Origin of the sequence: Pseudomonas putida (assembly GCF_002025705.1) — a bacterium.
GTDB lineage: Bacteria > Pseudomonadota > Gammaproteobacteria > Pseudomonadales > Pseudomonadaceae > Aquipseudomonas > Aquipseudomonas putida_J.
Map to the genome: position 1 here is coordinate 4,609,562 of NZ_CP018846.1, position 11,637 is coordinate 4,621,198.

At 62.9% G+C, this 11,637-nt stretch carries 12 protein-coding genes; 2 read left to right on the top strand and 10 right to left on the bottom strand.

Features of this window, described 5'->3' with window-relative positions:
• Positions 1-42: 42 nt before the first annotated feature.
• From thrC to xerD, 4 genes are all read right to left on the bottom strand, one after another.
• On the bottom strand, positions 43-1,452 hold the full coding sequence (gene thrC / locus BUQ73_RS20925; protein ID WP_027920098.1) for a threonine synthase: 1,410 nt from the start codon (positions 1,450-1,452) through the stop codon (positions 43-45).
• A 49-nt stretch (positions 1,453-1,501) separates the two neighbouring features.
• Complete coding sequence (locus BUQ73_RS20930) at positions 1,502-2,806, bottom strand: homoserine dehydrogenase (RefSeq protein ID WP_060485691.1); 1,305 nt, start codon at positions 2,804-2,806, stop codon at positions 1,502-1,504.
• Positions 2,807-2,888: 82 nt separating this feature from the next.
• Positions 2,889-3,647 carry a thioredoxin fold domain-containing protein gene (locus BUQ73_RS20935; RefSeq protein ID WP_079229509.1) on the bottom strand — a complete coding sequence of 253 codons (759 nt, stop codon included), beginning with the start codon at positions 3,645-3,647 and terminating at the stop codon, positions 2,889-2,891.
• A gap of 154 nt (positions 3,648-3,801) precedes the next feature.
• Positions 3,802-4,698: a site-specific tyrosine recombinase XerD gene (gene xerD, locus BUQ73_RS20940; RefSeq protein WP_079229510.1), complete on the bottom strand. Its 897-nt coding sequence runs from the start codon at positions 4,696-4,698 to the stop codon at positions 3,802-3,804.
• 68 nt (positions 4,699-4,766) lie between these two features.
• Here xerD and BUQ73_RS20945 point away from each other — a divergent pair, with 68 nt between their 5' ends.
• A complete protein-coding gene (locus BUQ73_RS20945; RefSeq protein WP_079229511.1) occupies positions 4,767-6,569 on the top strand; it encodes a cation:proton antiporter in 1,803 nt (600 codons plus the stop codon).
• Between the two features lie 3 nt (positions 6,570-6,572).
• On the opposite strand, the gene BUQ73_RS20950 is transcribed toward BUQ73_RS20945, so the two are convergent.
• From BUQ73_RS20950 to ffh, 6 genes are all read right to left on the bottom strand, one after another.
• Entirely contained in the window at positions 6,573-6,980 is a 408-nt protein-coding gene (locus tag BUQ73_RS20950; RefSeq protein WP_027920103.1) for an acyl-CoA thioesterase, read from the bottom strand.
• Between the two features lie 94 nt (positions 6,981-7,074).
• On the bottom strand, positions 7,075-7,425 hold the full coding sequence (gene rplS / locus BUQ73_RS20955) for a 50S ribosomal protein L19 (protein ID WP_023629812.1): 351 nt from the start codon (positions 7,423-7,425) through the stop codon (positions 7,075-7,077).
• 42 nt (positions 7,426-7,467) lie between these two features.
• Complete coding sequence (gene trmD, locus BUQ73_RS20960) at positions 7,468-8,220, bottom strand: tRNA (guanosine(37)-N1)-methyltransferase TrmD (RefSeq protein ID WP_027920104.1); 753 nt, start codon at positions 8,218-8,220, stop codon at positions 7,468-7,470.
• Positions 8,221-8,223: 3 nt separating this feature from the next.
• Positions 8,224-8,760 carry a ribosome maturation factor RimM gene (gene rimM / locus BUQ73_RS20965; protein ID WP_027920105.1) on the bottom strand — a complete coding sequence of 179 codons (537 nt, stop codon included), beginning with the start codon at positions 8,758-8,760 and terminating at the stop codon, positions 8,224-8,226.
• A 5-nt stretch (positions 8,761-8,765) separates the two neighbouring features.
• On the bottom strand, positions 8,766-9,017 hold the full coding sequence (gene rpsP, locus BUQ73_RS20970) for a 30S ribosomal protein S16 (protein ID WP_027920106.1): 252 nt from the start codon (positions 9,015-9,017) through the stop codon (positions 8,766-8,768).
• A gap of 235 nt (positions 9,018-9,252) precedes the next feature.
• Positions 9,253-10,629: a signal recognition particle protein gene (gene ffh, locus BUQ73_RS20975; protein ID WP_008094479.1), complete on the bottom strand. Its 1,377-nt coding sequence runs from the start codon at positions 10,627-10,629 to the stop codon at positions 9,253-9,255.
• A 195-nt stretch (positions 10,630-10,824) separates the two neighbouring features.
• Between ffh and BUQ73_RS20980 the strand changes: the two genes are divergently transcribed.
• Positions 10,825-11,634: a cytochrome C assembly family protein gene (locus tag BUQ73_RS20980; RefSeq protein WP_079229512.1), complete on the top strand. Its 810-nt coding sequence runs from the start codon at positions 10,825-10,827 to the stop codon at positions 11,632-11,634.
• Positions 11,635-11,637: the final 3 nt, after the last annotated feature.

The following is an 11,637-nucleotide window of genomic DNA, read 5'->3' on the forward strand; positions in this document are numbered from 1 at the left end:
CTGCAATCTGGGGCTGCTTTGCAGCCCCAGATGCCAGTTATCTTACAAAGGCTTCCCGCGGTTGCCATGCTGGCTAACGAACGCCTGAACAGCCTTCAGGTCGTTGGCCAACACGGTGCAACGCTCTTCACGGCTGAACAGATCGCTCAGGTGCGCCGGCAGCTCCAGTGCCTTGCCGACACCAGCCTTTTCCACCGCTTCCGGGAACTTGACCGGGTGCGCGGTGCCCAGCACCACCATCGGCGTGTCCAGGCTGCGGCGGCACTCGCGGGCGGCCTTGACGCCGATCGCGGTGTGCGGGTCGAGCACTTCGCCGGTGGCGGCGAACACCTCGGCAATGGTCTCGCAGGTCTGCTCGTCGCTGACGGCCAGCGAATCGAACAGCTTGCGCGCTTCGGTCCAGCGGTCCTGCTCGACGCTGAAGCCACCGCCCTGCTTGAAGGTCGCCATCAGCTCGGCCAGCGCTGCGCCGTTACGGCCGTGCAGGTCGAACAGCAGGCGCTCGAAGTTGGACGACACCATGATGTCCATCGACGGCGACAGGGTCGCGTGCAGGGTTTCCTTGACGTACTGATTGCCGCTCATGAAGCGGTGCAGGATGTCGTTGCGGTTGGTGGCAACGATCAGCTGGCTGACCGGCAGGCCCATGTTGCGCGCCAGGTAACCGGCGAAGATGTCGCCGAAGTTGCCGGTCGGTACCGAGAACGCCACCGAACGGGCTGGGCCGCCCAGCTGCAGCGCCGCGTGGAAGTAGTAGACGATCTGGGCCATGATCCGCGCCCAGTTGATCGAGTTGACCGCAACCAGGCGAGTGCCCTTGAGGAACGACTGGTCGGCAAAGCTGGCCTTGACCATTTCCTGGCAGTCATCGAAGTTGCCTTCGATGGCGATGTTGTGGACGTTGTCGCCAAACAGCGTGGTCATCTGGCGGCGCTGCACTTCCGACACACGCTGGTGCGGGTGCAGGATGAAGATGTCGACGTTTTCGCAGCTGCGGCAGCCTTCGATGGCAGCGGAACCGGTGTCACCGCTGGTGGCACCGATGATCACCACGCGCTCGTTGCGCTTGGCCAGCACGTGGTCGAGCAGGCGGCCGAGCAGTTGCAGGGCGAAGTCCTTGAACGCCAGGGTCGGGCCGTGGAACAGCTCCAGCACCCACTCGTTGCTGTTCAGCTGGCGCAGCGGGGCGACCGCAGCGTGGGCGAACTCGCCGTAGGTTTCTTCGAGGATCTTCTTGAAGTCGGCATCGGCGATGCTGCCTTCGACGAACGGGCGCATCACCCGGAAGGCCAGCTCGTGGTACGGCAGGCCTGCCCAGGAGGCGATTTCTTCCTGGGTGAAGCGTGGCAGGTTCTCAGGGACGTACAGGCCGCCGTCGCTGGCCAGGCCAGCCAGCAGCACGTCTTCGAAATTCAGGGCCGGAGCCTGGCCGCGGGTACTGATATAGCGCATGGGTGCAAACCTTCGATGCTAGGGCCGCGCAAGCGGCCCGATTGGCAAATTAATTCAGCTGTTCGACGCGGATGCGCACGACCTTGCCGACCACGTCCTGCAGGGCTTCCAGGGCGACGATGGCGTCGTTGATGCGCTGCTCGACCACACCGTGGGTCAGCAGGATCATCGGCACCAGGCCGTCCTGTTCCTCGGCTTCCTTCTGCATGATCGATTCGATGTTGATGCCGCGCTCCGACAGGATGCTTGCAACCTGGGCCAGCACGCCGGGGTGGTCCTTGGCCTGGATACGCAGGTAGTAGGCACTTTCGCAGGCCTCGATCGGCAGGATCGGGTGGGCCGACAGCGAATCTGGCTGGAAGGCCAGGTGCGGCACACGGTTTTCCGGGTCGGAGGTCATGGCACGGACCACATCGACCAAGTCACCGACCACCGACGAAGCGGTCGGCTCCATGCCGGCGCCTGCACCGTAGTACAGGGTGGAACCAGCGGCGTCGCCGTTGACCATGACCGCGTTCATCACGCCGTTGACGTTGGCGATCAGGCGGTCGGCCGGGATCAGCGTCGGGTGCACGCGCAGCTCGATGCCTTCGGCGGTTCGGCGGGCCACACCCAGGTGCTTGATGCGGTAGCCCAGCGCTTCGGCGTAGTTCACGTCAGCGGTGGTCAGCTGGGTGATGCCCTCGGTGTAGGCCTTGTCGAACTGCAGCGGGATACCAAAGGCGATGGACGCCAGGATGGTCAGCTTGTGCGCGGCATCGATGCCTTCGACGTCGAAGGTCGGGTCGGCTTCGGCATAGCCCAGTGCCTGGGCTTCGGCCAGCACGTCGGGGAAGGCGCGGCCCTTCTCACGCATTTCGGTGAGGATGAAGTTGCCAGTGCCGTTGATGATGCCGGCCAGCCAGTTGATGCGGTTGGCCGACAGGCCTTCGCGGATCGCCTTGATCACCGGGATGCCACCGGCCACTGCCGCCTCGAAGGCGACGATGACGCCCTTCTCGCGGGCCTTGGCAAAGATCTCGTTACCGTGCACGGCGATCAGCGCCTTGTTGGCGGTAACCACGTGCTTGCCGTTCTCGATCGCCTTGAGCACCAGGTCGCGAGCGATGGTATAGCCACCGATCAGCTCAATGACAATGTCGATTTCCGGGTTGCTCGCAACTTCGAACACGTCAGCGGTAATGGGGGTACCGGTAATCTGGCAGTTCGGGTTCTGCGAGCGCATGGCAATCTGTGCCACTTCAATACCGCGCCCGGCACGGCGGGCAATCTCCTCGGCGTTGCGCTGAAGTACATTGAAGGTTCCGCCACCGACGGTCCCCAACCCACAGATGCCTACTTTGACCGGTTTCACTGTGAACTCCCCATTGAACGGCCGGCGCCTTCACCGACCGTGAAACATGCCGTCACCCCATGACGACGGCGTATTGAATGAATTACTTGGCAGCCTGCTGCTCGCCAGCCAGGGCCAGTTTGGCCACTTGCGGTGCGGGCTGGTAGCCCGGAATCACATGGCCGTTCTCGAGCACGATGGCCGGCGTGCCGTTGACGCCGATCTGCTGGCCCAGCTGGAACTGCTTGCTGACCGGGTTGGCGCACTTGGCGGCCTTGATTTCCTTGCCTTCGACCATCTTGTCCATCGCCGCGCGGCGGTCGCTGGAGCACCACACAGCCTGCAGCTGCTCATCGCCCGGCGAACCGAGGCCCTGGCGCGGGAAGGCGACATAGCGCACTTCGATACCGCGGCGGTTGAGCTCGGGCACTTCGGCGTGCAGCTTGTGGCAGTACGGGCAGGTGGTGTCGGTGAATACGGTGATGTGCGACTTGGTCTCGCCCTTGGCAGGGTAAACCACGGTCTCGGCGGCTGGAATACCGTTGATGAGCTTGGCGACGCCTTGACGCTCGGTTTTTTCGGTCAGGTTGACCGGTTTGCCGTCCTGCAGCTGGTACAGGTAGCCCTGCATGACGTACTGGCCGTCAGCGCTGGCATACAGCACACGGCCGCCCTGCAGCTTGACTTCATAGAGGCCATTGAGCGGGCTGCTGCCGACGCTTTCAACCGGCACTTCGAGTTCGAGGTTCTGCAACGACTTGCGGATGGCCTGCTCGGCGCTGGCATTGCTGTCAGCCGCGGCAACGGCAAAGGTACTGGCCAGCGCCATCACGGCGGCGGCGAAAAACTGGGTCACGCGCATGGGGAACTCCTGGAGGCGGACAGGGGCCGGCGGACGTCACCTGCGGAAAAAACGCGGCAACCGTGCGGCCCTTGATGCAAACCGCCCAAGCCTACCACATCAAGGTGCAAATGAAGGGGCCTGCAAGGACCGGTCAGCGGAACATGAAAAACATTCATCCACGTGGATGGTGCTGGGCGTGCAGTTGCTGCAGGCGAGCCTTGGCCACATGGGTGTAGATCTGGGTGGTCGACAGGTCGCTGTGGCCCAGCAGCATCTGCACCACGCGCAGGTCGGCGCCGTGGTTGAGCAGGTGCGTGGCGAAGGCATGGCGCAGGGTATGCGGCGACAGCGGCTTGTCGATGCCGGCCACCCGCGCCTGGTGCTTGATGCGGTGCCAGAAGGTCTGGCGGGTCATCTGCTCGCCGCGCTGGCTGGGGAACAGCACGTCGCTGGGGCGGCCGCTGAGCAGGTCGGCGCGGCCGTCACGCAGGTAACGCTCCAGCCATACCACCGCCTCCTCGCCCATCGGCACCAGGCGCTCCTTGCTACCCTTGCCCATCACCCGCAGCACGCCCTGACGCAGGTTGACCTGGTCGAGGGTCAGGCTGACCAGTTCGGTCACGCGCAGGCCGCAGGCGTAAAGCACTTCGAGCATGGCACGGTCGCGCTGGCCGATGGCTTCGGCAAGGTCCGGCGCCTGCAGCAGGGCTTCGACGTCGGCTTCCGACAGCGACTTGGGCAAGGGCCTGCCGAGCTGCGGCATGTCGACCTGCAGAGTGGGGTCGACTGCGACCAGTTTTTCCCGCAGCAGATAGCGAAAGAAGCCGCGCAGGCCTGAGAGAAAGCGCGCCGTGGAGCGTGGTTTGTAGCCTTGGTCGAGGCGCCAGGCCAAATGGTCGAGGATCAGTTCGCGGCCGGCGTCGGGCAGGGTTACCGAATGTTCCTGGAGCCAGCCGTTGAACAGGGCCAGGTCGCTGCGATAGGAGACTCGAGTGTTGTCGGACAGGCCTTTTTCAAGCCACAGGGCGTCGAGGAACTGGTCGATCAAGGGGTGGTCGAGGGCAGACATGAAATCTCGATGGCAAACGACGAAATGACGCTTAGTCTTTCATAACAACGCCGGCATAGGGAGCCCGCATGAGCGAACAGCAGATCCTTCTGAGTGTGGGTGGCATCGGCGCGGCTGCGCTTGCCTGCCAATGGCTGGCCTGGCGCCTGAAACTGCCCGCCATCCTGTTCCTGCTGCTGTGCGGGATCATCGCCGGCCCGGTGCTGGGCTGGCTGTCCCCTGAAGCGCTGTTCGGCCCACTGCTGATGCCCCTGGTTTCGCTCGCTGTGGCACTGATCCTGTTCGAAGGCAGCCTGACCCTGCATATCTCGCAATGGCGGGAGATCGGCAGCGTGGTGCACCGCCTGGTAACGCTCGGCGCGCTGACCACCTGGCTGGTGATCGCCTTGACCACCCACTGGTTGCTGGCATTCGAATGGCCCCTGGCGATCCTGTTCGGCGCCTTGACCCTGGTGACCGGCCCCACGGTGATCGTGCCGATGCTGCGTGTGGTGCGGCCAAACGCGACGATCGCCAACATCCTGCGCTGGGAAGGCATCGTCATCGACCCGATCGGTGCCCTGCTGGCCGTGGTGGTCTACAGCTTCATCATCGCCAGCGGCGACGGCCTGAGCCAAAGCCTGATCACCTTCGCCGGGGTGATCCTGTGCGGCTGCGCATTGGGTGCAGCCGGTGGCTGGCTGCTGGGCCAGGTGATGCGTGAGCAATGGCTGCCGGAGTACCTGCACAACCTGGCCTCCCTGGCTGCTGTGCTGGGCATCTTCATTGCTGCCAACCAGATCGTCCACGAGTCCGGCCTGCTGGCGGTGACGGTGATGGGCATGTGGTTGGCCAACATGCGCGGGGTCGATGTACGGCAGATCCTGCACTTCAAGGAAAACCTCAGCGTCCTGCTGATTTCCGGCCTGTTCATCCTGCTCGCCGCCCGCCTTGACCTGCAGGCCCTGTTTTCCCTGGGCCCGGCGGTGCTCGCCTTGCTGTTGGTGATTCAGTTGCTGGCCAGGCCGCTGAATGTGCTGGTTTCCACCGCCGGATCCTCACTGAACTGGCGCGAACGCGCCCTGCTGGCCTGGATAGCACCGCGCGGCATCGTGGCTGCTGCGGTTTCGGCGGTGTTTGCCATCCGCCTGGACCAGGCTGGCCACCCCTCGGCCTTGCTGCTGGTGCCGCTGACCTTCGCCGTGATCATCGGTACGGTTGTACTGCAAAGCGCTACTGCCCGCCCACTGGCGCGGCTGCTCAAGGTTGCAGAGCCTGCCCCCAGCGGCTTTCTGCTGGTAGGCGCCAACCCGCCAGCGCGCACGCTGGCCAAAGCATTGCAACAGCTCGGTTGCCGCGTCCTGCTGACTGATTCGAGCTGGGAAAACATACGGGCCGCACGCATGGATGGCTTGCCGACCTACTTTGGCAACCCCGCCTCGCAACACGCCGACGCGCATCTGGACCTGGTCGGCCTCGGCCATCTGCTGGGGCTATCGCCTGCCGGCGAGCTCAACGCCCTGGCGTGCGCACGGTTTCGCCATGACTTTGGCCACAAGCGGCTGTTCGTACTGGCCAGCGGGCTGGAAAACCGGCGCAGTGACAAGCATCGCGCCAGCGAAGAACACCGTGGCCAGTTGTTGGGTTCCAGCCCCATGACCTACCTGCAACTGGCCAACCGCCTGCTTGAAGGGGGCGAACTGTTCAGCACCACGCTCACCGAAGCCTTCGGCTGGCAGCAGTACCTGGCCTTGCATGGCGAACGTGCGACGTTGCTGTTCGCCCGCGATGCCCACGGCTGGGTGCATGTCGCCTGCCCGGACGCCCCGCTCACCCCTCAGGCAGGCTGGACGCTGGTATCACTGATCGACCCGGAGCCGGCCGACGCGTGAAGGTCAGCTACCGGGCAGTACCGGTACCGGGCGCTTGTCCTCGTCGATGGCGACAAAGCTGAACACGCCATGGATCGCCCGCTCGCGCCCATCCAGGTACATGTTCTCTACGAACACATCCACCTGCACCTGCAAGCTGGTATTGCCCACCTTGACCACCGTGCCTACCAGTTCAACGATCGAGCCCGCCGGGATCGGGTGCTTGAAGTCGATGCGGTCGGTTGACACGGTCACCAGCGGCAGCCGGCAGAAGCGTGTGGCCGCGATGAACGACACTTCGTCCATCCACGCCAGCGCGGTGCCGCCGAACAGGGTGTTGTGGTGGTTGGTGGTGTTGGGGAACACCGCTTTGGTCACGCGGGTCACCGACAGCTCGGTGCGGCGCTGGATTTCCTGGTCTCGGCTGGTCATATCCGTCACTTTTCACAGGTTTCAGAATGCAAAAAAGCAGCCCGAAGGCTGCTTTTTTCTCGCAAGGGGCCTTAGGCCACCGGGCAAACTGTACTCAGGACAGTTTTTCCTTGATGCGAGCGGCTTTGCCGGACAGGTCGCGCAGGTAGTACAGCTTGGCTTTACGCACGTCACCACGACGTTTCACGGCCAGGCTGTCGATCTGCGGGCTGTAGGTCTGGAAGGTACGCTCAACGCCTACGCCGCTGGAGATCTTGCGCACGGTGAAGGCGCTGTTCAGACCGCGGTTACGCTTGGCGATGACAACGCCTTCGAAAGCCTGCAGACGGGAACGATCACCTTCCTTCACTTTAACCTGAACGACGATGGTGTCGCCTGGTGCGAAGGTTGGGATTTCCTTGCTCATCTGCTCGGCTTCGAGCTGCTGGATGATCTTGTTGGTCATGCTGTGCTCCTAAGATGGATACTTGATCCACCATCGATACGTTTAACTATCGTCCCGCTCGTGGAGATATTCCTCGAGCAGCTTCTTCTCTTCTCCAGAAAGCGAGCGACTTTCCAGAAGATCGGCGCGTCGTTCGAAGGTCCTACCAAGGGACTGCTTCATCCTCCAACGCCGGATATGTGCATGGTTGCCACTTAGCAACACGTCGGGAACACGCTGATCCGCATACACCTCAGGCCGGGTGTAGTGCGGGCAATCCAGCAGACCGTCAGTGAAGGAATCTTCCTCCGCCGAGTCCACATGCCCTAAAGCTCCGGGCAGCAGCCGTGTAACCGCATCGATCAGTACCATGGCCGGCAGCTCGCCACCGGAAAGCACATAGTCGCCAATCGACCACTCCTCATCGACATGAGCCTCGATAAAACGCTCGTCGATGCCTTCATAACGACCGGCGATCAGGATCAACGATTCCTGTTCGGCCAGGCCTTTGACCGCCTGCTGAGTCAGCTTGCGGCCTTGCGGCGAAAGGTAGATCACCTTTGCCGATGCTCCGGTCGCTTGCCTGGCGCTAACCAGGGCGTCTTCCAGAGGCTTGATTTTCATCACCATGCCCGGACCACCGCCAAACGGCCGATCATCCACGGTGTGGTGGCGATCTGTGGTGTAGTCCCGCGGGTTCCAGCAAGTCACCTGAAGCAACCCCTGTTTCACCGCGCGGCTGGTAATGCCGTACTCTGTGATGGCCGAGAACATCTCGGGGAACAGCGTGATGACGTCTACGCGAAGGTTACCCATCGTTTAGAAGTCCGCGTCCCATTCAACCCGCATCACGCCTGCTTCCAGGTCGACGTTGAGCACGCATTGCGCCGTATAGGGCAACAGACGCTCGCGATCATCCAGGCTGCCTGCGCAGGGCTTGACCACCATTACATCGTTCGCACCGGTCTCCAACAGGTGATCGACCTTGCCGAACAGCTGTTCGTCCTGGTTGATGACCTTCAGGCCCTGCAGCTGGTACCAGTAGTACTCGTCTGCGGCCAGGTTGGGCAAAAGGCTCCGCGCAATGCAGATTTCATGACCACTCAGAAGACGGGCTTCATCACGATCATCGAGGCCTTTCAGTTTCACGACCAGGCCCTTTTGGGAGCCACGACCGCTGACCAGCTCGACCTGCTTTACCTTGCCTTCGTGCCGAAGCGTCCAGCGCGGATAATCCAACAGGTTTTCAATCGGATCGGTAAAGGAGTACACCTTCACCTCGCCGCGAACGCCGTGAACCGAAAAAATCTTGCCAACGACGATGAGGTCGTCAGCCTTTTCTGGCGTCGCGTTCATACTGTTTAGGCGGCAGCCTTGGCAGCGTCCTTCAGCAGCTGAGCAACGCGCTCAGACGGCTGTGCGCCCTGGCTCAGCCAGTAGGAAACGCGCTCTTGGTTGACCGACAGCTTGACTTCGGCGCCCGATGCGATCGGGTTGAAGAAGCCTACGCGCTCAACGAAACGGCCGTCACGGGCGTTACGCGAGTTGGTCACGGTCAGGTGGTAGAATGGGCGCTTTTTCGAGCCGCCACGGGCAAGACGAATGGTTACCATGTGAACATTGTTCCTATAGTCGGTGCTGCAAATCTGAATGCCAAATAGGCACACGGGTGCCCAAAAGGCCGCATATTCTCGGGGAATACACGGACATTTGCAAATGCCTTTTTCGACAGAGCCCTGCCCTGCCGTCCAGATTTGCCGGTTAAGCCACGCAATTCGTGGCCGTTGCCCCGCCGGAGCGGGGGTTCCAGGCGCCCGCTCATCTAAAAGCAGGCACCCAAAATAGGGGTTACAGCTTCGGCATGCCGCCGCCCGGCAGCATCCCGCCCAGGCCACGCATCATCTTGGCCATGCCGCCCTTGGCGGAGAATTTCTTCATCATTTTCTGCATTTGCTTGTGCTGCTTGATCAGCCGGCCGATGTCCTGCACCTGGGTACCGGAACCGAGGGCGATACGGCGCTTGCGCGAACCGCTGATCAGGTCGGGGTCGCGACGCTCGGCCGGGGTCATCGAGTTGATGATCGCTTCCATCTGCTTGAACTGCTTCTCGGCCGCGCCCTGGGCGTTGCCCATCTGCGACAGGTTGACCCCGCCGATGCTCGGCAGCTTGTCCATCAGGCCGCCGAGGCCGCCCATGTTCTTCATCTGCTGCAGCTGGTCGCGGAAGTCTTCGAGGTCGAAGCCCTTGCCCTTCTTCAGCTTCTTGGCCAGCTTGTCGGCCTTGGCCTTGTCGATGGTCTGCTCGGCCTGTTCGATCAGGCTGAGCACGTCGCCCATGCCGAGGATGCGCGAGGCAACACGGTCCGGGTGGAATGGCTCGAGGGCTTCGGTTTTCTCGCCCATACCGATGAACTTGATCGGCTTGCCGGTAATGGCGCGCACCGACAGCGCGGCACCGCCACGGGCGTCACCGTCGACCTTGGTCAGCACCACACCGGTCAGCGGCAGGGCTTCACCAAACGCCTTGGCGGTGTTGGCGGCGTCCTGGCCGGTCATGGCGTCCACCACGAACAGGGTCTCGATCGGCTTGACCGCGGCGTGCAGCGCCTTGATCTCGGCCATCATGTCGGCGTCGATGTGCAGGCGGCCGGCGGTGTCGACGATGACCACATCGATGAACTTGAGCTTGGCCTCACGGATCGCCGCTTCGGCGATGGCCACCGGCTTCTGGCTGATGTCGGACGGGAAGAAGGTGACGCCGATGTCGTTGGCCAGGGTTTCCAGCTGCTTGATCGCCGCCGGGCGGTAGACGTCGGCGGAAACCACCATCACGCTCTTCTTCTTGCGCTCCTTGAGGAAGCGCGCCAGCTTGCCGGCGGTGGTGGTCTTGCCCGCACCCTGCAGGCCGGCCATCAGGACCACGGCCGGCGGCGCGGCGTTCAGCGCGAGGTCTTCGTTGGCCGCGCCCATCAGGCTTTCCAGCTCGGCCTGGACGATCTTCACGAACGCCTGGCCCGGAGTCAGGCTGCGCGATACCTCAGTGCCGACCGCACGCTCCTTGACGCTGTTGACGAAATCCTTGACCACCGGCAGGGCAACGTCGGCCTCGAGCAGGGCCATGCGCACTTCGCGCAACGTGTCCTTGATGTTGTCTTCAGTCAGCTTGGCCTTGCCGGTGACATGGCGCAGCGTCTGTGACAGGCGGTCGGTCAGGTTTTCGAACATGGTGATCCTTTCAGGCCCAGTAAAAGCCGAGGTTTGTCAGGCGCCCGAGGGGGAAATGCACACCCGCCAGGCACAGCAAGGCGGCGATTATAACGAAGTGCAGCGGCGGCGCACACCTCGCAGCCGATCGGTCTGGATGGCCGGTGCCGATCTATGCCAAACTCCGTCTCTTTCAGGGCTCTGCAACCAGGACTTATGGTCTCCTCACCCAGCCTCATCCCCAACCTGATCGCCGCCGGCTTATATATAGCTGCGGCCATCTACCAGGGCTCCTACCTGGCCCAGGGCCGCAAGGCCGACAAACGCCTGCTCGGCCTGCTCGGCACCCTCGCCGTGGTCGCCCAGGGTGGCGCGCTGTTCTTCCAGCTGATCACCCCACTGGGGCTGAGCCTGGACTTCTTCAGCGCCGCCAGCCTGATCGCCGTGGCGGTCATCGCCCTGACGCTGGTGGCCTGCCTGCGCATCCCGGTGGAAAACCTGCTGGTGCTGCTGTTCCCGCTCGGCGCCGTCACTGCCCTGTTGGCGCAGTTCGCCCCACCCGGCACGGTGCCGCTGATCGACGAAGAACCGGGCATCCTCGCGCACATCCTGTTGTCGATCCTGGCCTATGGCCTGTTCACCATCGCGGTGTTCCAGTCGCTGCTGTTGCTGCTGCAGGACCGCCAGTTGAAAAACAAGCACCCGTCCGGGCTGATCCGCAACTTCCCGCCACTGCAGACCATGGAAAGCCTGCTGTTCGGCTTCCTCTGGGCGGGCTGGTGCCTGCTCTCGCTGTCGCTGATTTCCGGTTGGCTGTTCTTTGAAAACCTGTTCGCACAGCATCTGGTGCACAAGACCTTGCTGGCCTGCGTCGCCTGGATCGTGTTCAGCGTGCTGCTGTGGGGCCGCACCCGCCTGGGCTGGCGCGGGCACAAGGCGATCCGCTGGACCCTGGCGGGTTTCTGCCTGCTGATGCTGGCCTACTTTGGCAGCAAGCTGGTTCGCGAATTCATCCTGCATATCTGACGG